Below are 23,953 nucleotides of genomic sequence, written 5' to 3' on the forward strand. Positions count from 1 at the left end.
TGGAGCAAAAAAATTATTTTAGCAATTAATTGAGGTATGAACAGGATGAGTTACGAAATTAAACAAGATGGCAAGTTCAAATATGTAGAGGAAGGGAATGGTGAAACATTGATTTTACTTCACGGCCTCTTTGGAGCCCTGAGTAATTTTGGGGATCTTATTGAATATTTTCGCAGGCAATACAAAGTAGTGGTGCCTATGCTTCCCTTGCTGGAGCTTGATCTGTTGCACACTTCCGTTGGCGGGATAGAAAAATTTGTGCACAAATTTATAGAGCATAAGTCCTATTCAGGCATTCACCTTTTAGGTAATTCATTGGGAGGACATGTGGCTTTGCTTTATATTTTGAAACACCCGGAAAATATTAAATCACTGATCCTTACCGGAAGCTCAGGATTATTTGAAAGCGGGATGGGAGATACGTATCCCAAGAGAGGTGATTATGAATACATCAGGGCTAAAACAGAACTTACTTTTTACGATCCTAAAGTAGCTACAAAAGAACTGGTAGATGAAGTATTTGAGATTACCACCAACAGGTTAAAAGTGATAAAGATTATTGCATTGGCCAAAAGTGCCATCCGCAATAACCTCGGTGAAGAGCTGAATGAAATTAAACAACCTACTTTGCTGGTATGGGGCAACAATGATTCTATTACTCCGCCCTTTGTTGGCAGGGAGTTCAACCGCCTTATCCCTAACAGCGAATTACATTTTATTGATAAATGTGGACACGCGCCTATGATGGAAGTGCCTGATGAGTTTAACAAAATTTTGCATCAGTTTCTCACAAAATTGAATGAACCTGCAGCGGTAAACGGCTAATTGGCATCTATCTGTATAAGAAAATATACTTCTTATGTTTGCAGGAGAACTTATATCGCGGAATATTCCATTTTTACATTTGGATGATAATGCAGGCAAGGCCTTGCAGGAGATGAATGATTTTCATGTATCTCACCTGCCGGTTGTAGATGAAGATAAATACCTGGGGCTGGTTAGCGAAGATGATTTGTTAGATACCAACGACAACCGCACCATGGAAAGCCTGAAAGGGAGCTTTACCACCCCCTTCGTTCGCCAGAACGACTTCTTTCTGCTGGCGGTAAAAAGAGCAAAAGACCTTCATATATCTGTAGTTCCGGTTATTTCCGAACAATATGAATTACTGGGCGCTATTGGTGAAGAAGATTTATTCAGGCAGCTCGCTGTTTTTGCGGGGATTGAAGAACAGGGTGGGATCATCATATTAGAAATGGAGAAAAGCGACTTTTCAGTCGGCGAAATAAACAGGCTTATTGAATCTAACGATGCTTACATTACCCAGCTTAACAGCTACTTAGATACGCCTACCCAACTGCTTACGATTACGATCCGCATCAATAAAGCAGAAATATCAGACATCCTGGCCACCTTTCAACGGCATGAATACAATATAAAATATTACTATGGTGAAGAGTTATACCAAAATGAACTGCAGGATAATTTCGTTCACCTGATGAATTATCTTAATATATAAGGCATCATTTATTATTGCCGGTGAACAAACCTTTACATAATAATCCTATTTTAGTTCTTTAGTCATTAAAAAAATACACATCAATAGAGCGGATGAGCGTACGGTATAAATACCTGTTGTTATGCGGGATGATGCTTTGTTATTTTCAATGTTTGTTAGCCCAGGAAAACGAAGAAATACCCCATGAAGATGATAATGTGCTTAAATCGTCTTTTCTTACCATACGCAACGTTGCCATCACCGGCAACAAAATTACCAAAGCTTATATCATAGCCAGGGAAATACCCATGAAGGAGAACGGAAAATATTCTATTTCCGATATTCTCAGGAACCTTCCCCGCTCCAAACAAAACTTAATTAATACCGGTCTTTTTATTGATGTTACGGTTGATTTTACCAATTGGTTCAACGATTCAATAGACCTTGTTATAGATGTAAAGGAAAGGTGGTATTATTTTCCCGTTCCGTATTTTAAACCGGTTGACCGCAACTTTAATGTGTGGATAAATGAATACAATGCCAGCCTGGCGAGGGTAAACTACGGCATCAAGCTTATTGGTAACAATGTAAGCGGCAGAAACGATAAATTAAATATATGGCTTATTACAGGGTATTCGAAGCAGGTGCTGCTTAACTATACAGCGCCTTATTTTGATAAGACTTTAAAAAACGGCATGAGCGTTGACTTCCAGTTCTCGCAGAACAAGGAAATCAACTATAGCACGGAAAATAACAAGCAAATATTTTATAAAGATGAAAGCAGGTTTGTAACGGAAAAACTGCGTATAGGCCTGGGGTATAGCTACCGAACGGGCTATATCAGGAGGCATAACGTAAAATTGAGCTATAATGTAAATAAGATCAATGATTCCGTATTTAATCTTAACCCCGAATACTACGGCAATGCCGCAAAAGCGGTAAAATACCCGGAGCTGAATTATCAATACCAGTATTTTAATCTTAACTATATTCCTTATCCTCTAAAGGGATTTCAATGGGAGTTTTCTTTTGTAAAAAGAGGCATTACCCGCAATATGAACCTCTGGGAGTTCTCTGCAAAAGCAGGAAAATACTGGGAATTATTTCCTACCTATTATTTTGCGTTGCAGGGCGTGGCAACCGTTAAGCTGCCATTTGATCAGCCTTACTTTAACCGGCAAATGATGGGTTACAACGATATGTTCATGCGGGGGCTGGAATATTATGTTGTAGATGGTGTTGCCGGCGGCCTGTCTAAAATAACGTTAAGAAAAGAAGTGTGGCGGCCTACTTTACGCACAGGCTTAAAATCGCGTTCTTACGGAAGCATTCCCTTCAGGTTTTATGTGAAAGCGTATGGCGATCTGGGCTACGTGTACAGTAAACCCGTTATGAACGCTAATCCCTTAAACAACCGTTTATTATATACCGGAGGCGCCGGAATAGATATGTTGTCTATTTATGATCTTACCCTTTTCCTGGAATACAGCTTTAACCAATTAGGAGAAAAGGGCTTATTTTTACAGGCCCGTCTTGGTTTTTAGAAAAATACAAAATGAAACGGAGCATGATAAATTTTTCTCATAGAGGAGGTTGTATGCTTTGCGGAGTTCCCTGTCTACCGAACAGGCAGGCGTCAGACCATTAAAACATAAAAAATATACTGATGAAAATCGCTATATACAGCCGTGGTGGCGAAACCGTGAGGCAGGAAGACCTTATACTCCTCTTGGATGAACTGGAGAAGCATAAGATATCTTGTTACATCCAGCACTACTTTTTTGAGCAGGTCAGGCATCTCTTTCCGCCAAATCAATACCCAACATTTATTGATGCGGGTGACCTGGATGATAGTTTTGAGTGCATAATAAGCATGGGGGGTGATGGTACCTTATTAGATACCTTAACTTTTATCAGGAATAGTAATATACCCGTGCTGGGCATTAATTTCGGCCGCCTGGGCTTTTTGGCTACCATTGGCAAACATGAGCTTGCCCATACCGTAAATGCTTTGGCTAACCGCACGTATGTAATTGACAAAAGAAGCCTTATTCATTTGGATGCCAGCATCCCGCTCTTTGGTAAAACACCCTATGCGCTTAATGAGTTCGCCATACATAAAAGAGATACTTCCTCCATGATTAAGATCCACACTTACCTCAATGGAGAGTTTTTAAATACCTATTGGGCAGATGGTATCATTGTATCTACGCCTACCGGATCAACGGGCTATTCTTTAAGCTGCAACGGACCCATATTGTTTCCCGATTCAGGAAGCTTTATTATAACGCCGGTGGCGCCTCATAACCTTAACGTTCGACCCATTGTTATTCCGGACAACAGTATTGTTTCCTTTGAAATAGAAGGCAGAACCGACCAGTTTATATGCGCATTGGACTCCCGCCGGGAGATTGTGAATAAAGACATACAACTGGCTGTTAAGAAAGAAGCGTTTACAATAAGTTTGATAAGGCTGAGCGAAAACAGCTTTTTACAAACCCTCAGGGGTAAGCTTTCGTGGGGATTAGATAAAAGGAATTAAAATAAGGGTTATTTAATGTTATTTGAGATGGATGGAGGTGCAAGGTACAGGTCTCAGGTTTCAGGGGAAATTCGTTTCAATATGAGCTTATTGTATGCGGCTATCAGGTGTCAGCGCTCAGCAATCAGCCGTTGGCCATCAGTAAGTAACGACAGGCTGAATGTTCGGATTTTTAATTTATAGTTTGTGGTTGCATTTGACCTCGGATTTCGAACTTTAGTATTCGGATTTAGCATTTGAGTTTTATTTGGTTCTTGTTATTTAGTGCTTTTGTATTCCTTCGAATTTCGAATTCCCGGCTTCGGACTTATGACTTGGCTTTTCGGTATTTCTCCAGTACCTCCTTTGCCCGCTCCATTTCCTGATACAATAAGTGAATTTAATCCCTTATATTGCAGCAGATTATTAGCCGCGTCCCTTTATTTAATATGGCTATTATTCTTACTTCAGGCTTTCCGTTACCAGCCTGTCTCCAAAACATGCGCAAAAAACGTTGTATAAACCTGCAGCATGGACCTTACGGCCATTCTTCGGGAAATAATTGGTTTGCATGATTTTATATAAATACCTTTGCAGGGCGACTTTAAATTATACCCATTTAAATCGCATTCCCCTGGCCCTGTTTAAATAAGTTAATTTTTTGTCTATATTGCTGATTATTATTCTTTTGAAACGCACCTTCGCTCTTAAAGTTCTAAAGTCGTTTATATTTGTAAAAACCTTATCCGCACATGTTAATACACAATCCTGTGAATAGTAAGATCACTATCTTAATAGTTGATGATCATAAGCTGATCAGAGATACCTGGTCTTTTATTTTAAACAGCGACTCACGATTTCAGGTAATTGCTGAAACTGACTCGGGAAAAACCGCTATTGAGCTCGCTGAAAGCAACCATCCGGATATTATATTAATGGATATTAATATGACCCCGATGAACGGTTTCGAAGCCACAAAAGAAATCCGTAAAATATCACCCGATTCCAGGATCATTGGCGTTTCCATGCATTCGCAGCCTGCTTATGCCAAAAAGATGCTGCAGGTTGGCGCAATGGGATACATTACCAAAAACTCATCAAAAGAGGAAATGATCGGCGCTATCAGCGAAGTGGCACAGGGTAATAAATATATCTGCCACGAGGTAAAGACCATCCTTTCCGAACAAATCTTAGAAGACACCGAGAAGCCGGATATTAACCTGTTATCGCAGCGCGAAGTAGAGATCATCGACCTTATCAAACAGGGGCAGTCTTCAAAAGAAATTGCGCTGCAGTTGAGCATCACGCTTAAAACGGTAGAGGTTCATCGCCACAATATTCTGAAAAAGCTCAATTTAAAGAATACAGCCGCGCTGGTGAACTTTATTAATAATGCCGGAATAGCGTAGGCTCAGCAAAAATCTATTATTTTACATAGCAATATATTCCTGTTTAACAGCGGAAGCTTTGATGTATTTCATGTATTGATCATGCCGGCACTTTCTGTTACTACCATTCAAACCCATTTACACTGGGAAGATAAAGCCGCTAACCTGCGGATGTTAAAGGAAAAGATCATTGCCATACCACAACCAACAGAAGTAGTGATTTTGCCCGAAATGTTCAGCACGGGCTTTAGCATGTACCCCGAGGCACTCGCTGAAAAAATGGACGGTGATACCGTAGCATGGATGAAAGCCGTGGCGGCACAAAAAAAAATCATCCTTACCGGAAGTGTTATTATTGAAGAAGGCGGGCAGTACTTTAACCGCCTGATATGGATGCTGCCCGATGGCAATTATGGTTACTACGATAAACGGCATTTATTTGCCTACGCTTCGGAAGATGAACGGTATACCCCTGGTAACAAAAGACTTATCGCTTCCGTAAAAGGGTGGAAGATAAACCTGCAGGTTTGTTACGACCTTCGTTTCCCTGTGTGGGTGCGGCAAAAAAATTATCCGCGGCAGGATGGAGCGGCGAACCTTCCCGAATATGATCTCATTATTTATGTGGCCAACTGGCCAGAAAGCCGCAACCATGCCTGGAAAACCTTACTCCATGCCAGGGCTATAGAAAATCAGTGCTATGTTGCCGGCGTAAACCGTGTAGGGAATGATGGCAACAATATATACCATAGCGGCGATTCCATGATCATTGACCCGTTGGGTGAAACATTGTATACACAGTCCCATAAAGAAGAGGTGTTCACTACCGTTTTGCATAAAGAAAAATTAGAAGCGGTACGCAGGCAGTTTCCTTTTTGGAAAGATGCCGACAGTTTTTTAATTGATCCCTGAACCCATACTAATAAAATGAAAATAGCCTATACCAATTGCAGCATATACACCGGCATTAAAAAGGAAACGGGTAAAGCCATCCTGGTGAACAATAATATAACAGAGGGGCTGGTTAACGAAAAGGAATTGCCGGCAGGGTATGCCGTTAAGGATCTCGGTAAACTGAACATAGCGCCCGCTTTTATTGATCTGCAGATCTATGGTGGCGATGGCAAACTGTTTTCGGCCGAACTGAATACAGAAGCTATTGCCGCTACTTACCAGTATTGCCTCCGGGGCGGCTGCACACAGTTCATGCTTACCATGGCCACCAATACCATCGAAAATTTTTTGAAAGGCATTGAGTTGGTAAAGAAGTACTGGCAACAGGGTGGTAAAGGTGTGCTGGGCTTGCATCTGGAAGGGCCCTATCTTAATCCCGTAAAAAAAGGAGCGCATATCCTGGAATGCATTAAAAAGCCCACCGTTGACGAAGTAGCCATGCTGCTGGAAAAGGGTAAGGGCGTGCTTAAAATGATGACCATAGCGCCGGAGGTTTGCGATGCGGAAATCATACGGATGCTAATGGATAATGATATTATTGTTTCGGCCGGACATAGCAATGCCACATACGCTGAGGCTGCAAAGGGATTTGCTTTGGGTATTCCCGCTGCCACACATTTGTTTAATGCTATGTCGCCATTCCAAAGCCGCGAGCCGGGACTGGTTGGGGCTGTTTATAATAATGATACCGTTAAAAGCAGCATTGTTGCCGATGGCGTGCATGTTGATTTTGTATCGCTGCGCATCAGCAAAAAAATTATGGGTGAACGCCTGTTCTTCATAACAGACGCTGTTGCAGAAACAGCTAAAGGCGAATACCGGCATGTATTTAAAGGCGACCGTTATACACTTCCCAACGGAACGCTTTCGGGTTCCGCCTTAACCATGATGCAGTCGGTAAAAAACGCGGTGGCCCATGCCGGCATACCGCTTGAAGAAGCGCTGCGTATGGCTTCTGCTTATCCTGCGCAATTGTTAAAAACTAAAGTGCCTTTAGGGAAAATAGAAGCAGGCTATACCGCAGAATTTGTGCTGTTTAATGATGCGCTGGAAGTGAAGGATGTGGTTACTGTGTGAAATGTTTTCAACACGGCTACAGGAAGCGGATGAAGGTTAAATCCGAAGCCTGAATTTCGAAATCCGAGGGAAGACAAAGCACCAAAAGACAAATCACAAGGACCAAATAAAATACAGATGCTTCGTTCTCACCTTAACAGGCAGCCGTACATTACCGCACGATCTTCCGGACATAATTATTGCCGGGTGTTCTGGCGGTTAAAAAATAAACGCCACTGCTTAAGCCCTGCAACCCATCCATCATATAGCTGTACCTGCCCGGTGTGCACTGCAGCTGCTTCAGCATTATTGTTCTGCCATGCATGTCCATGATGCTGAACTGAACGGTTTGCCGCTTATCGCTGTAAAAGCTGATATCTACTTTATCGCTGAAGGGGTTCGGCGCCACGGTAAGGTTGAATTGCGTGTTGCTGCTGTCGCTAACGGCAAGCGTTTTACTGTAGGTGTGTTTGCCATCGGGTGAAACGATCCTGATCCTGTAAAACCGTTGGGCAGATACCAGCGGTTCCTTATCTGTAAAGCTGAATAAAGATGATGTGTTACCGGCATCGTATACTTTACCTATTGACCGGTAGGTTCCGTTAGCCTGGCCGGCAGCTTCCACTTCAAAATAAGCAACGCCCTGCCCGCTGTATTCCCAGGTTAATGCCACCTGGTTATTGCTCAGCCGCGACGTAAAGTTGGTAATGCCGAAGGGGAGGATATAGAGTGGCATCCATTGCTCAGTATTTAATTCGAACAAGCCTTGGTTAATAGTAACTGGAAGAGGTTCTGTTATGGCAAAATGCTCACTGGATATCAAAACCATTGTTTGGCTTGTGGCAGTTATCGCTTCCGCCTGACCTATACCAGTAGTAAGAGTATTTGCAATCAACCCTAAATCAATTTTTCTTTTATTCCCTGTTTCTATTATTGTATTATAATCATTAAAGCCACTTATAACCCATATCGCCACCTTTGGTAAAATAAGAGGATTGATTGAATATTCGGTTTCATAACCCAACAAGATAACAGCATTGTTGTTCGCCTTGGTTACACTTGTTATGCGAAAGTTCTCCGTATCCAGGCTTTCAAGGTATGTCGCTTCCTGGGTTCCGGGTGTAGCAGGTAATATATAATGTTTGGTACCGTTTCCATCCCAACCCTTGGTAAATAAATGCAGGTTACCATCGTGATATATCATCGCCTCACAGTCAAAAGGAGTGGTATTAAGATGCGGTGTAAAATCAGCTTGATCGCTGTATGTAAAATTAATCGTGGCAATATCCGCTGCGGCAATGGTGCCCGACTCTCCGGTAATAGTGGTTATAAGGCTTTTGGCAACTCTAAAAATTCTCAGGTTTTGCCTGGTTCCCGAATTGTTTCCAAAATCGCCTACATAAATATAATTGTCATCCTGTGTGATGTCTTCCCAGTCCATATTCACAGTGGAAACCTCCAGGGTAATCCTTTTAGATATCACTCCCGTTGCAGCGTCCATTTCATAAATAATGGGATCGTTACCACTGTCTTCATGTCCGTACAATTTTCCATTCCAGTAGATCATCCCGCTTATTTCCTGCAGGTCATCAGGAAGTGTAGCAATTCTTGAATTTAATAGTGCGGCAGAGCCGTCAGGATATCCGCATGATCCGTCGCTAATAGTAGCATTTTCAACATAATCAGGAGATGCAGGATCCATACAACCCGGCACATCCTGTGCCCGGAGCGAATGGCCCGCTGTTATGCACAGCAGAAGCACAATAAAAATGATACGCATTTTACAGTATTACTTTAAGGTTTCGTTTTTGCGGAACAGTGGTAATGGTCGCAGGGTAACGGAGGTTTTAAACAGGGATTGACTTGATGTAAACTAAATACAGCTACATGCCGCGATAGTGTAAGATTAGAAGTAAAACAGTGGGATAAGGGATTCGATCGGGATAAACCGGGTTGCTAAAGTAATAATTTTATAAGGATAAAAAAAGAAACGGTTGTGTTATTATTGCATTATCTCCGGTAAAGTTCCTGCAAGGTATGCTTATCCGTTAGTAATCATCGTATTTATTGTATTGCAGATGAATCTTTTATGATCTCTTTTACCTTATCCATTTTACCATCCCTGTCGCGCCTGATATTGTCAACCGTGGGTGGCACATATATATCGGGCATTACGCCCCTGCCATCTTTAGACGGGTGATGGTATTGCACCAAACGGAACAGGGGCATCCGCACTTTCATTTTGGTTTCGGGCAGTACTATATCCGGAATAAGAATGCCGCTGTTGCCATGCGCCCCGCCCCCGGCTTCTTCACCAATAAGCAACACGTTGGATTGTCCTTTTACGGTGTGTGCAAACAGGGTGGATGCCGAAAATGTGGGGCCGTTGATCAGCACAAATACCTGCCCGTTGTAATGATTTTTTTTGCGGGGATGAAATGCGTGCTTTTCCCAGTACCTGAAATGATACCTGCCGTCTTCCTTTTTAGTGGTGGTTAAAAAAAGGATCATCGAATTGAGCCATCCCGAGCTGAAGTAACGTTTGTAACGCCCCAGTCCGTTATGCATGGCCGTGGCGGTATCGGCAACTTTAAACGGTGTATCGCGGATATACCGGGCAAGGGAGGTATAGTTATTTACTTTACCACCGCCATTGGTGCGCAGGTCAATAACTAAGTTGGGCGTTTTTGCTTTGCGGAGCTGCCGGAAACTTTTCCGGTAAAAAGAAGGTAAGCGACCCTTGCTCCCGAAGCTGTGTATGGCCATTATCGCCAATGCATGAGCGGTATCCGCTTTAAACGATCTGAAGTTCTCCCATTTTGCCGGCTTATTTTCAGGGTCAATTTGTTTATTCCTGTTCCGGATAAAGGTTCTTGCCAGGCTGTCTGTAGCCGGGTCAAACAGGGGAACCGTAGCTGTTCTTTCCACCCCTGCGCTGTCTATATACCCCACCGCGTATTTTGCAGACAGTCCTATAATATTGCGGTGATAATAAGGGAATGCCGCGCTGAGCCGTATATAATTTACGTTCTCTGCGTAACCGTCTGTTGGCATGAACCGGAAAAGCGTATCGGCCAGTTGCCGCACATCAAGCCCGTTAATACGGGTAATTAACGTGCCCCTTTTTAGAATGCTGTCTTTTTTATTCAGGTTGGAAGTAAGCACCATCGTATCGGGCCATATTTTCATAAACAGCGGAAAGGAAGGCTGCGCATGCTCGCGCTGCCGCCGGCTGTAAGCCCTTGGATAGTTAAAGCTGGTATGCCCGCAATGCACTTTGGTAGTGAGCGGGGCCAATATAGTAAAGCCAAACTGCTGCCGTGTCATAGAGTCGGTAATGGCATTATAGTATTGATCAAAATAATAGTCCATGCTGTCTTTAGGCGTATACCAGTATAGTGCAGGGTGAAACCGCTCCATGATTTCGCGGAGCAGGGTATAATCTTTACGCAGGACTTCGGCGGGAAATTTTTTAGCCGGATCCATTGTTTTCCTGGCGGTTTGACAGCTTACCGCGAATATTATAAGTACAGATAATAGTAAACCATACTTAGACCTGTTTGCCATAGCAGTAAAAATAGATTCCAAAACTCAAACGGAGGAGAAAAATATATAGAGATGCGCCACTTAGTAAGGAAAAGACCGGATATTACAGAGCGGGTGGCACTTATGTAAGCAAAATACACGTTTTAAAATTTGTGGCCTCGCCAGGAATCGAACCCCCGCCCGTACCGAACGATACCCGCCCGAATGCTCGTTCAGGCGGGCGTTCGGGCGGGTGGATCTGGAGCTTCGGAAACTCTTATACTATCCCCGTCCGACTGGCGTCAGCCCCGCCTGAATGGCTCAGTCGGGCAGGCGGGCGGGCATTGTGCTACGAGGCCAGTACTTTTTTTAAGTATCTTCTTCCGGCTGCAGATTTATAGTATTTTTCTCTTTCTATTGCTTCCTGTTCTGTTTCAAACGCTTCAAAACAGACTAATGTGAAAGGAATATAAGGCCTGATTGATCCTGTCATTCCTGAATTGTGCTGATGTAACCTTTTTTCAAGATCACGGCAATGACCCTTGTAATAATAGTTATGCTCAACACTTTTTAAAACATAAGCATAAAACATAGGAAAAGCAGTAGTGGCCTCGCCAGGAATCGAACCTGGATCTGGAGCTTCGGAAACTCTTATACTATCCATTGTACTACGAGGCCAAGAACTATTTAAAAAAAGAACTACCTATTTTATACCATTGCTATCGAACCTCTATCCTAAGCCTTTGTACCTCAACGGGACATCTCGGAAACTCTTATACTATCCCCGTCCGAACGGCGTTCAGCCCCGCCTGAATGGCTCAGTCGGGCAGCCGGGCGGGCATTGTACTACGAGGCCAAAACAAATGTGATAATTTGAAAATATGGAAATGTGATTTTCTACGGGCTTCAAATATTATCACCAAAGAGCTTTTTGTTTGAAAAGTAAACCGGTGTATTTCACTTATCACATTTACACATCTCTCACATTTTCACATTACTTGATCAACCCATGCGCGTTTTCTGCGAATATTTTTACGGCGATGGCGAGCAAAACTACGCCAAAAAATTTACGCACCGCAATTAATCCGGCACTTCCTAAAATCCGGGCTATTAAATTCAACGACCTTAAAACCGCGTAAATGATAATAAGGTTAATAAAAATGCCCAGGAATATAGTGAGGTCAGAAAAATTGGCTTTAAGCGACATAATGGTGGTGAGCGTTCCGGAGCCCGCTATCAACGGAAAAGCAATAGGTACCAGCGTTGCCGCTTTTACATCTTTCTCACTTTTAAAGAATTCCAGTCCCAGCACCATTTCCAGTCCCAGTATAAAAATAACCACCGAACCCGCTACCGCAAACGTTTTGATATCCAAGCCCAGGATACGCAAAAAGCCTTCCCCTGCAAACAGGAACAGGATCATTAATCCACCGGAAATAAGCGTGGCGCGCAGCTCGTTTATACCGCCAATTTTTTGTTTCAGCGAAATCAATATGGGCACAGACCCAATAATATCAATTATCGCGAAAAGCGTAAATACAACCGTTACCAGTTCACTAAAGCTAAATGGCATAATTCCGGGTTTGTGCAAAGGTATTGTTCCGGCAACACAGATCGCGGGGTTAATAAAAAGTTTACTATTCACCTCTCACTTCTCACCTCGTGAAACGACAAACGATAAACGTGAAGCGAAAACTATTCACCATTTACCTCTCACTTCTCACCCCTCACTCGCCTCACACCCTCACATAAATCTTCTTCCTGTCCATCCAGTACCCGATCAGCCAGCATAAAAGCACATAGCAAACAGCAAAGGCAAGGGAACCCCACGCACCAGGCAGTATTTTCTGGAAAACGGTACTATTCGCCGCTTCATAAAGGGGTGTGCCGGAGCCGGTTTTGATCATATAAAATGCGGTATACAGTATTTCCGACAGGATATAAATGAAAAGCGGGTTTTTGCCAAATACCTGGAAAAAATAAGCGCCTTTGGTGATGGCCCTGATTTCCAGGATAAAAATGAGTATCCCTAATATAGCCAGGTCGAGCCCCACCGTGTACAGCACAAAAGAGCTGGTCCACAGCTTTTTATTGATGGGAAAAACAAAGTCCCAGAAATAAGCGATGCACAACAGCCCAAACGCCCCAATTAATAGTTTGGCTACCGTTTCAAAGCTTTTTCCTTTTTGCTGGATGAAAATACCGGCATAGTAACCCGCTATTACGTTTACAATGGAGGGTATGGTGCTCAATAGCCCTTCGGGGTCAAAAGCTACGCCTTCGCCGTGGTATAAATGACTTTCTCCAAATAACAGCAAATCCAGCTTGTGCCCGGCATTGCCCGTCATGCTGTAGTCGCCGCCAACATATAAGATGAGCCAATACCCCAGTAAAAAAATAACACTTAAAGCCCAAACCGTTTTTTTAGACAAAAAATGGATCATTAATCCCGCTGCGCAATAAGCAAGCGCAATGCGCTGCAAAACGCCCATGATGCGGGTATTGCTAATGGGAGAAAGCTGGTAACCGCCTCCCTGGCTTTCACTGAAAAAGGGGAACCAGTACATGAGGTATCCCAGCAAAAAAATAATAACCGTACGTTTAAATATTTTACCCAGCACACTGCCGGTACCCAGTTGCCTGTACCTGGGCAGGGAAAAGCTCATGGCATTGCCTACTGCAAACATAAATGTGGGGAATACCAGGTCGGTAGGAGTAAACCCGTTCCAGGAGGCGTGCAATAGTGGAGCAAAGGGTTCTGCGCCGCTTCCGGGATTATTTACAATGATCATAAAACAAATGGTCATGCCCCTTAATACATCAAGGGCGAGAAAACGGGGAGAAGCAACTTTGGTCATACAATGAAAGGGTTATTATACTTTAATATATATCTTTCTTTTATCCAGCCACCTGGCTATGGCCCAAAAAATAAGCAGATGAAAAACCGCATACAGCAGGGAACCGTTCATATGGCCAAATAAGGGAGCAAACATATGGTCGTACATCCAGCCACCTAATCCCTTGTATACTGTTTTGCCGTCCCCGGTTTCATCGGCTATCCGCACCAAACCATATAGCCTCACCCATATACCGCTCAGTACAAAAATGAACAACGGGTTTTTCCCGAAGACATCAAAAAAATGGCTCCAGGCGCCACGCCATTTTTTTATTTCGATGCCGTAAATGAGCATGGCCAGTACAACAATAGCCAGCCCTGAAGTATACAGCACAAAGGAGCCTGTCCATATTTTTTTATTAAGCGGGAAAACGGTATTCCAGCAAAGCCCGGTAAAAATCAGCAGCACGCCGGCAACAAACAGTTTTGTCAGTAAGGGATAGAAATCTTTTACCGGCTCCTCTTTTTCTTCTGCCGGAAGATTCTTTTTCCGAACAATGAAATTGCCGGCCCAGTAACCCAATATTACCTGCACTACGGCGGGCAGGGTACTTATTAGGCCTTCCGGATCAAAAGCCACGCCTTCGCCGTGATACATATGGCTTTCACCCAGCACCGCCCTGTCTATAGCCGTTCCAAACCAGCCCTGCAGGCTAAAAGGGTCGTTACCTCCCCAAACCAGGCACATTATCCAGTACAGCAGCAGCAACAGCGTGCCCGCTGTAAAAAGCCTGGCAGGACGCAAATAATAGATCATTACAGCGGCAAAAAAATAACAGAGGGCAATTCGTTGCAGCACCCCCATTATTCTCAGGTTTTGAAAAGCTTTTAGTGTCAGAACGCCGTCGGCATTGTACCTGATAAAAGGGAAAGCATTCAAAAAGAGACCAATGCAAAATATTAATACTGTTCTTGTAGCTACTTTTTTCCACATCATGGCATCGCCACCCTGCCGCAGCCGTGGCATGGTAAAAGCCATTGCATTACCTACCGCAAACAAAAAAAAGGGAAATACCAGGTCGGTAGGCGTACAACCATGCCATTTGGCATGATCAAATGGCGGATATATATACGTCCAGCTTCCGGGATTGTTTACCAGTATCATAAAAGCTACTGTAGCGCCTCTAAATACATCTAAAGCATAAAAACGTTGTTTCAAAAAATCAGGAGTTGAAGACAACTAAGATACACATTGTATACAAAGAATGGATAAGAACAGGTACTAAACAGGTTTACCGGGATGAAATACAGCAGTTTACACGGGCAGCGCTATGGCTCCATAACTTATATGCTACCTGGAGTGACCTCCATTCTTCAGGTTTAAGAATAAAAAATGACCAGGTAACATTGGGTATGGAGAGCGGTTATTATTCTCTTACAAGCATGGGCCCCACGGCAGGAAAAAGAAGAGTAATAAATGAATAACAGTTCTTTAAGATAATTTTACAAAGCATTATGAATGTTTTGATTTCTTTTTACGGAACTTTGTATACATAACAAAGAGATGGCATTGTAATTGCAATTTAATTTTGTATATTACGTTAAGAAAAAAAGTTCTTTAGAAATATTTAACAATACAGGAATAAACCTTTCTTCCTTGTTTTGTGTCTTAATATAAAGAGATTGTAAAAACAGTCAATTTTCTCATAAGCAGTTAGTTTTGGTTGCGGCCTCTATTTCTATAGAGGCCAATTTTTTTTATACCAGGTCCTGCCTCCTTAAAAAGAAATAGCGGTAAATCAGCCACCCGCCCCCAGAGCCGGCTACATCGGCCCATATATCTCCCATTTCAAACCCCCTGTTTGCTACCCAATAGCGCTGAACATACTCCATCGCGATGCCGTAGATACACGAAATGAGAAAAACGAGTAAAAACATCCACAATACGGGTGCAGCATGAGTGCGATCAATATACCTGCACCATAAGAATACCAGCACGCCAAATAAAAAAACATGAATGACCTTGTCGAGAGAAGGAACTTTAGGCCCTTTCGGAAAATCCTGTCCCGGAATAATCAATAAAATAAAAATGATAACAGACCATAGTATGGCTGGCCACATGGCGTACCGCAGCTTTTTTTTCATAGCCAAACCGCGTTATCCCTGTACAAGGGCAGCATAAGCATCCGCTTTCAGCAGGTTTTCTACATCAGCGGCGTCATCTACCTTAACTTTAACCATCCAGCCTTCTCCATAAGGGTCGCTGTTTACCAGTTCCGGCTGATTATTGAGTTCCGGGTTAATTTCAATAATGGTTCCTGTTACAGGCAAAAAAAGATCACTTACCGTTTTTACTGCTTCCACTGTGCCAAAAACAGAATCGGCTGCCAGGTTCTGATCCAGCGTTTCGATTTCCACATATACGATATCGCCCAGCTCACTTTGTGCGAATTCGGTAATGCCTATAACTGCTATATCGCCCTCCAGGCGAACCCATTCATGGTCTTTTGTATAGCGCAGATTTTCAGGGAAATTCATGATTTTTAATTTTTGTGCAGCAAAGATTACAAAAACAGTTGGAATAAACCGTATAACTGATGAGAATCTCCTGTGGTTTAAAAAACACAAATAAAACCAATTGTTTCTTACTTTTTTAAAATATGGTTGTTTTCAAAATAAAGTAAAACATGGTCTTTCATAAAACTTTCCTGCTCTATAAGGTTCATTACCGGCAGGGGTTTCAATTGTTTGAAATGCGGCCAGCCGTCATCATCTACTTTTTCCAGCTCATAGTAGCCGCTTTGCGCAAAAAGGCTGCAAACAGCCACATGCATTAAATCCTGCTTTTGTTCCTTGGTGAATTTATGGCGGATCTCTCCGAACTCCTGTATACCTATTAAAAATAAAATGGCTTCCATATCGGGCTTCTTACCAAACCGTTCCACTAACTGTGCTTCAAGATTCCACCAGCGCGTTTGCAAATCACTTTCAATATTGTTCATGGGTGCAAAAGTACGTTGATTTGAGATTACGGGGGCAAGGCAGGAGATACAGGCGGCAAACGCATCTAATTTATAAAACAGCAAAAGTTTAGGAGAGGCTGTCTTAAAAGTACCGGGATAGAAGAAATACCACTAATACACAAACCTGCCGGCCGGCAGCAGGAACACAAAGTCCTGATCTTCCGGTTTTATTTTCTTCGTGCTTTTGTGGCAAAATATTACTTTTAGACAGACCCGTGTTTTAATTCTTTCCTCTGCCCGTTATCAGCGGATAAGCAAAAAAGCGCGTATGCCCTCCACTGTGCTGTCAGGGAAAATACCGAGCCAGCACAATACAACCATCATTATGATTAATGTGATATAAGTAGAAATATAAAAGAAAGGATGCAGGGTTTTGGGTACGCTGTCTGTTGACGGAGCCGCGGCGAATAAGGCGCTGATAACACGCAGGTAATAATACAAGCCAATAACACTGGTAATCACCAGCACTATAACAGGAATCCATAGGCCCTGATGAACACCCGATGCCAGCACGAAAAACTTTGCAATAAAACCAGCGGTAAGCGGAATTCCCGCAAGCGACAGGAAAGAAATGATCAGTACTGCGCTTAATACGGGGCGTTTATAAAATAATCCTTTGTACATCGCCAGGTCTTCAGCATCTTTCATGCGGGTAGACAGTACCGAAATAACGCCGAACACGGCCAGCAACGTAACGGAATAAGCCATCAGGTAAAAAGCCGCTGCTTCCACTCCCGCGGCATTGCCGGGCAGGAAGGCCACCAGGAGATAACCAAAATGCGCAATGGAAGAATAACCCATTAGCCGCTTTATATTTTGCTGCCGCAGTGCCAGCAGGTTACCCACTATCATAGAAGCTATGGCGATGCCGGAAAAAGTACTTATCATCAGCGGGTATTGCTGCAGGTTAACCGATTGGGCAAAACGCAGCAATACGGCAAACACACCAATTTTTGAAACCGTAGCAATAAAAGCGGTTACCGGGGAAGGAGCGCCCTGGTATACATCGGCTGCCCATAAATGAAAAGGCGCTAATGCCAGCTTAAATCCTATGGCCACCAGCATAATACCAAAGCCCATCATAAACAGCACGGAAGAAGCAGATACTTCTATGCTTTGCGCCATGGCTGTAAATTCCATGCTGCCTGTTTCCATATAGATGAGCGCCATGCCGAACAAAAGAAATGCGGAAGACACTGCCGCCAGCACCAGGTACTTCATACCCGATTCCACGGCATGGTTGCGGTTGCGCAGGTAGGCGATCAGCGCGTATAAACTTACGCTCAGCACCTCAAGCCCGATAAAGAATGAAATAAAATGAACGCTGATGGTAAGTATGGCAGCGCCCAGTGTGGCAAGGAATAACAGGATGTAATATTCTTTGGGATTTTCTTCCCTTTCTTCAAAATAAATATAGGAAAACAAGCCTATTGCCATCATGGAAAAAATGATCATGCCCGTAAACAATGCGCCAAAGCCATCTACCACAAGCAATGGCAATACCTGTTGCGGCAGCGTGTCTCTTACATACCACATGGCAAGGATCACCAGGCAGGCCATAAGGAACGCCGCCACCTGTATAACGGTATGGCTCATGCGAAACGCAATCAGCAGGATCACCGCCATGGAAGCTGCGGCCAGCACCATAAAAGGAAGAAGCGCTTCAAATTGAAGTTCATTCATACTTCAGCAATAAACAATGAATAATATGAGTTTCGGCGGTCAGCTATCAGCAAATACAAAACCCGTTATCCGATCATCCGTTAACCAATCAAATTAATTATAGGTCATAAAAATGTGCACTGTTTTTTTATGGGCCGGGCTACAGCATTACTATTGCTCTTCCGTTGCGTCGCACCCTTGTACTTTCTGTTCATTATTGAGTCCCGCACCTGCGGGACAAAAATTTATCCGGCGCCGGTACAGACAACCAACTAATCAACCAACGCCCCTACTACTCCTTTCACCATATCTAAAACAGGCTGCGGAAACAGCCCCAATACAATAATGCTGATGGTTAATGCCGCCATCATAATATACTCTCTGGCATTCAAATCCCTGAGCGGCACTGTTACGGTAACAGGGCCAAGAAAAACTTTCTGCATCATCCGCAACGCGTAAAAAGCAGAAAAAATCAATCCAAGGGTAGCCAAAACCGTTAGTGCGGCATTAGCGGAAAATGCGCCGATGAGCACCAGGAACTCTGCAATAAAATTCCCCAGCACAGGTAACCCCAATGCTGCCATGGTAAATACCATAGCTACGCCACCCATGGAAGGCATGGCCGTCCACAATCCCCCCATCCGGTTAATATCCCTGGTATGTAATCTTTCTTTAAGCATGCCGGCAATTACAAACAAGGCGCCTGTGCTGATACCATGGGTAAGTATTTGCATAACCACCCCCTGCAGGGCTATTTCATTAAAAGCAAAAATACCCAGCAGCACAAATCCCATATGGCTAACGGAGGTGTAGGCAATCAGCCGCTTCAGATCGGTTTGGGCAAAAGCCAGGAACGCGCCATACAAAATACCAATGGCGCCCAGCAGCATGACCCACCACGCCACTTGCTGTGCCTCCCGGGGAAACAGCGTTATCACAAAACGAATAATACCATAGGCGCCGGTTTTTAGCAATAAGCCCGCTAAAATTAAGCTGCCCCCTGTTGGGGCCTCTCCATGCGCATCGGGCAGCCAGTTATGCAGGGGCACAACCGGCAGCTTCACCATAAATGCAAATAGAAATCCCATCATTATCCACTTTGCAGCAGCACCGGGCGAAGCATGAAGAAGGTCGAAATAATCGAAAGAATAAACCCCCGTTTGCTGCGCATGAATAAAGTACAAAGCCAGTATGGCCAGCAGCATCAGCAAACCACCTGCCTGGGTGAAGATGAAAAATTTAAAGGATGCATAGCGCCGGTTGGCATCGCCCCATATGGCAATCAAAAAATACATGGGTACCAGCATCACTTCCCAGAAGAAATAGAAAAGGAAAAGATCCATCGCTACAAATACACCACAAATGCCGGCAAGCGTCCACAGCAGGTTGAAATAATAAAAGCCCTGCTTTTCTTTGATCTCATTCCAGGAACAAAGCACTGCTACAATGCCCAGGAAAAAGGTTAACAGCAGCAGCACCAGGCTTAATCCGTCTAAAGCAAGGTGAAAGCTGATACCAAAAGAAGGGATCCAGCTAACCTGGTAATTGATGAACCATTCGCTGCCATTCTGCGCTCCATTTTTATATTGCCAGCAGAGCAACACGGTAAGCAGCAGCCCACCTATAGCAGAAAATAAAGCGATCCATTTAGGCAACGCGCTGTTCCACCGTGCCAGCAGCCAGCATAGCAACCCGCCAATAAGTAGTATGGCTATTAGTTCTGCCAGTATCATAATAATTGCATGGTTATAATGAATAAGATGCCCAGCAGCACGCCGGCTATATACCATCGCAGCGACCCATTTTGCGTAAGCGACAACAGGCGGTTGATATTAATATTAGCCTGTGCAATGCCAGTATACAGCCGGTCAAATACATCTTTTTTGTTGATGCGGGTAACGAAAAGAAAAGGCTGTACAAACAAGGTATTGTACAATGCATCAAACTCCCACCCTTTCAGCAAAAAGCTTCTCACCGCCTGCATTGCTGCAGATCGCCGCCAGCCTTCCAGTATCGTTTTGTTGCTGTAATACAAAACGTAGCCAGTATACAGTCCCGCAAACGTTACAAGCACCGCTATACCCTGGAAAATAAATTCGGAAGGAAGATCTTGTTTTAAAACAACTGCGGGTAATACTTGCTGCAAGTGGTCTGACAGCAGGGTAAAATGAATAAGGTTGTGCGGCCATTCTATCCAGCCTGCCGCAACCGAAGCTATGGCCAATATAATAAGCGGCGCTGTCATCCACTTTCCTGTGCGTTCGCCAACGGGCGTCTTTCTTTCACCCCAAAAAACAACCAGCATCAGCCGTGTGCTGTAAAAAGCGGTAATAAAAGCACCGGCAATGGCCAATATCCATAAAAAAGTATTACCATTTTCGGCGCTCCAGGCATACCATAAAATAGGATCCTTACTAAAAAACCCGGCCGTTACCAACGGTAGTGCGGCCAGCGATGCAGCGCCGGCCAGGAAAGTAAGAAATACTACCCGCATGCTGTTCTTCAGTCCTCCCATTTTAAAAATGTTATGCTCATGGTGCAGGGCTTCTATTACCGCTCCTGCGGCCAGGAATAACAGGGCTTTAAAAAATGCATGGGTAAAAAAATGAAAGATGGCTGCACCCCATGCGCCTACGCCCAGAGCAAGGAACATATACCCGATTTGACTGATAGTAGAATAAGCCAGGATCCGTTTGATATCTGTTTGTACCATAGCGCTGCAGCCTGCTACAAAAAGGGTAATAGCCCCTATAACAGCAACAGTGCTCATAGATACGGGCGAGAGCGTAAACAGGGTATGCATCCGCGCAATAAGATAAACGCCGGCGGTTACCATGGTAGCGGCATGGATCAAAGCGCTTACCGGTGAAGGACCGGCCATGGCATCGGGCAGCCAGGTTTGCAGGGGCAGTTGCGCCGACTTACCCATTCCGCCCGCCAGCAGTAAGAGTGCAATAAGCGTGATAGTCGTATCCCCTGTTTCAAAATGTTTTGGCGCCTGCTCAAGAATAGAAGGAATATGCAATGTGCCCAGCTCCCTGAACAGCAAAAACAAGCCGATGATCATAGCAGTATCGCCAATGCGCGTAATATAGAAAGCCTTATTTGCAGCATGGCAGTTGGCCGGCGTTTCATACCAGAAACCAATGAGCAGGTAGCTGCACAGGCCCACGCCTTCCCATCCCAGGTACAGCAGCACCAGGTTATCGGCCATTACCAGCAACAGCATGGAGCATACAAATAAATTCATGGAGGCGAAGAAACGCGCATAGTCGCGGTCTTTGCGCATAAACGCTGTGGAATAAATATGAATGAGCGCTCCTATAAAGGTGATGACGAATATAAATACCAGTGTTAAAGCATCAACAGCAAGGCTAACGGGAACAGATAACCTACCGGCACTGAACCACCTCCATAATACTTGTGTATAAGCTCCTGAAGCAGGAGCGTTCCGGAAAAATTCAATGCCCAGTACAATGGTAATCAGTGCCGATGCGCATACCGTTCCGGCGCCCGTCCATGCTATAACCGTTTTATGCAAATGCCTTCCGGCAACAGATAAAACGACAAACCCGAGCAATGGCAGTGCTGGTATAAGATATAAATACTGATGCATAAAATAGCCCGTTATTGAATTAAAGGAGAAACCGGTACTTCATACGATATCCGTTTATTGCTTAAGTCGTTTTATGTTTATACTTCTTCATGCAAAGGCTCATCTTTTAATGCCGTTATATTTCCCACATCCAGGCTTCTATTCTGGTGATATATCTGCAGTACCAATGCCAGCCCTATCGAAACTTCGGCGGCAGCCATAGCCAGTATGAACAGGAACATCACCTGTCCGTCTGGCTGCTGCCACCTTGCTCCTGCAGCCACAAAGGCCAGTCCCGCTGCATTTAACATGATCTCTACCGATATAAGCATGAAAATCACATTCTTTCTTGTGAGCACGCCAACCAGTCCCAATACAAAAAGTATTGCGGAAACAATTAAAACGGTATGCACATTAAAAGGGGGCATTGGTGATTTGTAGTTTATAGTTTATGGTTTGATAGTTTGTGCACGATGCCTGCCCACATTTTTTCGCTCTTCTTAAACTCCTAAGGATTTCCTCTACGGTAATTACTTTGCAGCAAAACCCCGTACATCATTGCCTGTTGCGCAGCACTTATACACTCTCATTTTCAAATTCTCACATTTCCACACTTTCACGTTTACACACTCTCCATCACCTCTGCCTGCAAAAACCGGTGAAGCTGCTTTTTCTTTTGCTTTCCTATATGTGCTGCGCCTACAATACCCGCCATAAGCAGGAAACCCGCCAGCTCCAGCGCAATAATGTATTCACCGAACAAAGCGAGTGATACGTTACGGGGATCAACCACTGTAACGTGCATGGCGGTATCTTCTGCTGTAAGCAGCAGCACAATCATTTCAACCAGTAATATCAATACCAGTAATGAAGGCCCTATCCACACTTTGGGACGAAGCCAGTTTTTTTCCTGCAAAGCAGTGTCTTTGCCGAGGTTAAGCATCATCACCACAAAAATGAACAGCACGATAATGGCCCCTGCATACACAATCACTTCCATCACTGCTATAAAGGGCGATCCAAGAGATAAAAAAATCAATGCGGCCGCAAGGAAAGAAACCACGAGGTACAGTAAAGCGTGCACCGGGTGAAAGCGGGTGATGGCCAAAATGGTTGCCGCAACAGCCACAAAGGAAGATATATAAAACAGCAGGTTCATCTGTTGCAAATAGTTGTTACTGCATTTATGGTAATAAGCTTTTGACATCTACCGGAAGCTCTTCGTTATCGCCTTTTCCTTTTGCCTTAACCCCGGCCTCCATTCCGGCCACTTTATAAAAATTATACCCGGGGTATTTCCCCTCGCTATTGATCAAAAGGTCTTCTTTTTCGAATACCAGGTTTTGCCGGTTGTATTCGCCCATTTCAAAATCAGGGATAAGCTGTATGGCATAGGTTGGACAGGCTTCTTCACAATAGCCGCAAAAAATACATCTCGAAAAATTAATGCGGAAGAATTCGGGGTACCGGCGGCCATTTTCATCTTCTGTTGCCTGCAGTGCAATACAATCTACCGGGCAGGCTGCAGCGCACAAATAACAGCCCACACACCGTTCGCCACCATCCGGATCTTTTGTTAGCACAATACGGCCACGCCACCGCGGATGCAGCTTTATCTTTTCTTCGGGATACTGAATGGTTTCTTTTTTGCGAAACAGGTGTAAAAAAACCAGCCACATCGTTCTAAGATTACTAAACATAAGGCTTACTCCGCCTCCCGGAAGAATGTTTTGCAACATCCCGGAGGACTATTTTATATTATGACTAAAGCATCTTTTCTCCTCTTATACCTAAACCTATGAGGCTTCCCCCCTACTCTGCAACTTGCAATCCCTTCCTCATTTTCAAATTAGCATACTTTCAAATTGCCTCATTTCCTATTTCCCACATTTTCA

Annotated in this window: 23 protein-coding genes and 1 tRNA gene; 8 read left to right on the plus strand and 16 right to left on the minus strand. The window is 43.9% G+C overall.

What is annotated here, in order from left to right; all coding sequences use genetic code 11:
* Positions 1 to 45 precede the first annotated feature (45 nt).
* The 7 genes from PLE34_RS03320 (at position 46) to nagA (ending at position 7,438) form a co-directional block, all read left to right on the plus strand.
* A complete protein-coding gene (locus PLE34_RS03320) occupies positions 46 to 825 on the plus strand; it encodes an alpha/beta fold hydrolase (protein ID WP_324554202.1) in 780 nt (259 codons plus the stop codon).
* 34 nt (positions 826 to 859) lie between these two features.
* Positions 860 to 1,519, plus strand: a complete 660-nt coding sequence (locus PLE34_RS03325; RefSeq protein ID WP_324554204.1) for a CBS domain-containing protein — start codon at positions 860 to 862, stop codon at positions 1,517 to 1,519.
* Between the two features lie 92 nt (positions 1,520 to 1,611).
* The gene (locus tag PLE34_RS03330; protein WP_324554206.1) at positions 1,612 to 3,042 is read left to right on the plus strand and encodes a POTRA domain-containing protein; all 1,431 of its coding nucleotides are present in this window, start codon (positions 1,612 to 1,614) and stop codon (positions 3,040 to 3,042) included.
* 122 nt (positions 3,043 to 3,164) lie between these two features.
* Positions 3,165 to 4,040 carry an NAD kinase gene (locus tag PLE34_RS03335; protein ID WP_324554208.1) on the plus strand — a complete coding sequence of 292 codons (876 nt, stop codon included), beginning with the start codon at positions 3,165 to 3,167 and terminating at the stop codon, positions 4,038 to 4,040.
* Positions 4,041 to 4,771: 731 nt separating this feature from the next.
* The gene (locus PLE34_RS03340; RefSeq protein ID WP_324554210.1) at positions 4,772 to 5,428 is read left to right on the plus strand and encodes a response regulator; all 657 of its coding nucleotides are present in this window, start codon (positions 4,772 to 4,774) and stop codon (positions 5,426 to 5,428) included.
* A gap of 81 nt (positions 5,429 to 5,509) precedes the next feature.
* Complete coding sequence (locus PLE34_RS03345) at positions 5,510 to 6,319, plus strand: amidohydrolase (protein WP_324554212.1); 810 nt, start codon at positions 5,510 to 5,512, stop codon at positions 6,317 to 6,319.
* A 15-nt stretch (positions 6,320 to 6,334) separates the two neighbouring features.
* Positions 6,335 to 7,438 (plus strand): N-acetylglucosamine-6-phosphate deacetylase, encoded by a 1,104-nt coding sequence (gene nagA / locus PLE34_RS03350; protein ID WP_324554214.1) that lies wholly within the window; start codon positions 6,335 to 6,337, stop codon positions 7,436 to 7,438.
* A 151-nt stretch (positions 7,439 to 7,589) separates the two neighbouring features.
* Here the strand turns inward: nagA and PLE34_RS03355 are convergent, their stop codons facing one another.
* The 7 genes from PLE34_RS03355 to PLE34_RS03380 form a co-directional block, all read right to left on the minus strand.
* On the minus strand, positions 7,590 to 9,197 hold the full coding sequence (locus PLE34_RS03355; protein WP_324554216.1) for a T9SS type A sorting domain-containing protein: 1,608 nt from the start codon (positions 9,195 to 9,197) through the stop codon (positions 7,590 to 7,592).
* A 284-nt stretch (positions 9,198 to 9,481) separates the two neighbouring features.
* The gene (locus PLE34_RS03360; protein ID WP_324554218.1) at positions 9,482 to 10,984 is read right to left on the minus strand and encodes a S41 family peptidase; all 1,503 of its coding nucleotides are present in this window, start codon (positions 10,982 to 10,984) and stop codon (positions 9,482 to 9,484) included.
* Positions 10,985 to 11,291: 307 nt separating this feature from the next.
* On the minus strand, positions 11,292 to 11,534 hold the full coding sequence (locus tag PLE34_RS21835; protein WP_502875859.1) for a GIY-YIG nuclease family protein: 243 nt from the start codon (positions 11,532 to 11,534) through the stop codon (positions 11,292 to 11,294).
* A gap of 14 nt (positions 11,535 to 11,548) precedes the next feature.
* Positions 11,549 to 11,620: transfer RNA gene (locus PLE34_RS03365), tRNA-Arg, on the minus strand.
* 316 nt (positions 11,621 to 11,936) lie between these two features.
* Entirely contained in the window at positions 11,937 to 12,515 is a 579-nt protein-coding gene (locus tag PLE34_RS03370; protein WP_324554220.1) for a MarC family protein, read from the minus strand.
* 163 nt (positions 12,516 to 12,678) lie between these two features.
* Entirely contained in the window at positions 12,679 to 13,800 is a 1,122-nt protein-coding gene (locus PLE34_RS03375; RefSeq protein ID WP_324554222.1) for an acyltransferase family protein, read from the minus strand.
* Between the two features lie 15 nt (positions 13,801 to 13,815).
* The gene (locus PLE34_RS03380) at positions 13,816 to 14,997 is read right to left on the minus strand and encodes an acyltransferase family protein (RefSeq protein ID WP_324554224.1); all 1,182 of its coding nucleotides are present in this window, start codon (positions 14,995 to 14,997) and stop codon (positions 13,816 to 13,818) included.
* 11 nt (positions 14,998 to 15,008) lie between these two features.
* Here PLE34_RS03380 and PLE34_RS03385 point away from each other — a divergent pair, with 11 nt between their 5' ends.
* A complete protein-coding gene (locus PLE34_RS03385; RefSeq protein WP_324554226.1) occupies positions 15,009 to 15,263 on the plus strand; it encodes a hypothetical protein in 255 nt (84 codons plus the stop codon).
* Between the two features lie 273 nt (positions 15,264 to 15,536).
* Here PLE34_RS03385 and PLE34_RS03390 read toward each other — a convergent pair whose 3' ends face one another.
* The 9 genes from PLE34_RS03390 to nuoI form a co-directional block, all read right to left on the minus strand.
* Positions 15,537 to 15,923, minus strand: a complete 387-nt coding sequence (locus tag PLE34_RS03390; protein ID WP_324554228.1) for a VanZ family protein — start codon at positions 15,921 to 15,923, stop codon at positions 15,537 to 15,539.
* A 12-nt stretch (positions 15,924 to 15,935) separates the two neighbouring features.
* Positions 15,936 to 16,316: a glycine cleavage system protein GcvH gene (gene gcvH / locus PLE34_RS03395; protein ID WP_324554230.1), complete on the minus strand. Its 381-nt coding sequence runs from the start codon at positions 16,314 to 16,316 to the stop codon at positions 15,936 to 15,938.
* A gap of 107 nt (positions 16,317 to 16,423) precedes the next feature.
* Positions 16,424 to 16,780 (minus strand): hypothetical protein, encoded by a 357-nt coding sequence (locus PLE34_RS03400; RefSeq protein WP_324554232.1) that lies wholly within the window; start codon positions 16,778 to 16,780, stop codon positions 16,424 to 16,426.
* Positions 16,781 to 17,044: 264 nt separating this feature from the next.
* Positions 17,045 to 18,484, minus strand: a complete 1,440-nt coding sequence (locus PLE34_RS03405) for an NADH-quinone oxidoreductase subunit N (protein WP_324554234.1) — start codon at positions 18,482 to 18,484, stop codon at positions 17,045 to 17,047.
* A 251-nt stretch (positions 18,485 to 18,735) separates the two neighbouring features.
* Positions 18,736 to 20,196: a complex I subunit 4 family protein gene (locus PLE34_RS03410; protein WP_324554236.1), complete on the minus strand. Its 1,461-nt coding sequence runs from the start codon at positions 20,194 to 20,196 to the stop codon at positions 18,736 to 18,738.
* Positions 20,193 to 22,079: an NADH-quinone oxidoreductase subunit L gene (gene nuoL / locus PLE34_RS03415; RefSeq protein ID WP_324554238.1), complete on the minus strand. Its 1,887-nt coding sequence runs from the start codon at positions 22,077 to 22,079 to the stop codon at positions 20,193 to 20,195. The genes PLE34_RS03410 and nuoL overlap by 4 nt, the downstream gene beginning before the upstream one ends.
* A gap of 77 nt (positions 22,080 to 22,156) precedes the next feature.
* Positions 22,157 to 22,486, minus strand: a complete 330-nt coding sequence (gene nuoK, locus PLE34_RS03420; protein WP_324554240.1) for an NADH-quinone oxidoreductase subunit NuoK — start codon at positions 22,484 to 22,486, stop codon at positions 22,157 to 22,159.
* A gap of 194 nt (positions 22,487 to 22,680) precedes the next feature.
* Positions 22,681 to 23,217: an NADH-quinone oxidoreductase subunit J gene (gene nuoJ, locus PLE34_RS03425; RefSeq protein WP_324554481.1), complete on the minus strand. Its 537-nt coding sequence runs from the start codon at positions 23,215 to 23,217 to the stop codon at positions 22,681 to 22,683.
* A gap of 25 nt (positions 23,218 to 23,242) precedes the next feature.
* The gene (gene nuoI, locus PLE34_RS03430; RefSeq protein ID WP_502875860.1) at positions 23,243 to 23,797 is read right to left on the minus strand and encodes an NADH-quinone oxidoreductase subunit NuoI; all 555 of its coding nucleotides are present in this window, start codon (positions 23,795 to 23,797) and stop codon (positions 23,243 to 23,245) included.
* Between the last annotated feature and the right edge of the window lie 156 nt (positions 23,798 to 23,953).

It is taken from the genome of Agriterribacter sp., assembly GCF_035445465.1.
GTDB lineage: Bacteria > Bacteroidota > Bacteroidia > Chitinophagales > Chitinophagaceae > Agriterribacter.

Coding starts and splice junctions, on each gene's coding strand:
- PLE34_RS03320 (WP_324554202.1), top strand. CDS start 46: ATGAGTTACGAAATTAAACAAGATGGCAAGTTCAAATATGTAGAGGAA.
- PLE34_RS03325 (WP_324554204.1), top strand. CDS start 860: ATGTTTGCAGGAGAACTTATATCGCGGAATATTCCATTTTTACATTTG.
- PLE34_RS03330 (WP_324554206.1), top strand. CDS start 1,612: ATGAGCGTACGGTATAAATACCTGTTGTTATGCGGGATGATGCTTTGT.
- PLE34_RS03335 (WP_324554208.1), top strand. CDS start 3,165: ATGAAAATCGCTATATACAGCCGTGGTGGCGAAACCGTGAGGCAGGAA.
- PLE34_RS03340 (WP_324554210.1), top strand. CDS start 4,772: ATGTTAATACACAATCCTGTGAATAGTAAGATCACTATCTTAATAGTT.
- PLE34_RS03345 (WP_324554212.1), top strand. CDS start 5,510: ATGCCGGCACTTTCTGTTACTACCATTCAAACCCATTTACACTGGGAA.
- nagA (WP_324554214.1), top strand. CDS start 6,335: ATGAAAATAGCCTATACCAATTGCAGCATATACACCGGCATTAAAAAG.
- PLE34_RS03355 (WP_324554216.1), bottom strand. CDS start 9,197: ATGCGTATCATTTTTATTGTGCTTCTGCTGTGCATAACAGCGGGCCAT.
- PLE34_RS03360 (WP_324554218.1), bottom strand. CDS start 10,984: ATGGCAAACAGGTCTAAGTATGGTTTACTATTATCTGTACTTATAATA.
- PLE34_RS21835 (WP_502875859.1), bottom strand. CDS start 11,534: ATGTTTTATGCTTATGTTTTAAAAAGTGTTGAGCATAACTATTATTAC.
- PLE34_RS03370 (WP_324554220.1), bottom strand. CDS start 12,515: ATGCCATTTAGCTTTAGTGAACTGGTAACGGTTGTATTTACGCTTTTC.
- PLE34_RS03375 (WP_324554222.1), bottom strand. CDS start 13,800: ATGACCAAAGTTGCTTCTCCCCGTTTTCTCGCCCTTGATGTATTAAGG.
- PLE34_RS03390 (WP_324554228.1), bottom strand. CDS start 15,923: ATGAAAAAAAAGCTGCGGTACGCCATGTGGCCAGCCATACTATGGTCT.
- gcvH (WP_324554230.1), bottom strand. CDS start 16,316: ATGAATTTCCCTGAAAATCTGCGCTATACAAAAGACCATGAATGGGTT.
- PLE34_RS03400 (WP_324554232.1), bottom strand. CDS start 16,780: ATGAACAATATTGAAAGTGATTTGCAAACGCGCTGGTGGAATCTTGAA.
- PLE34_RS03405 (WP_324554234.1), bottom strand. CDS start 18,484: ATGAATGAACTTCAATTTGAAGCGCTTCTTCCTTTTATGGTGCTGGCC.
- PLE34_RS03410 (WP_324554236.1), bottom strand. CDS start 20,196: ATGATACTGGCAGAACTAATAGCCATACTACTTATTGGCGGGTTGCTA.
- nuoL (WP_324554238.1), bottom strand. CDS start 22,079: ATGCATCAGTATTTATATCTTATACCAGCACTGCCATTGCTCGGGTTT.
- nuoK (WP_324554240.1), bottom strand. CDS start 22,486: ATGCCCCCTTTTAATGTGCATACCGTTTTAATTGTTTCCGCAATACTT.
- nuoJ (WP_324554481.1), bottom strand. CDS start 23,217: ATGAACCTGCTGTTTTATATATCTTCCTTTGTGGCTGTTGCGGCAACC.
- nuoI (WP_502875860.1), bottom strand. CDS start 23,797: ATGTTGCAAAACATTCTTCCGGGAGGCGGAGTAAGCCTTATGTTTAGT.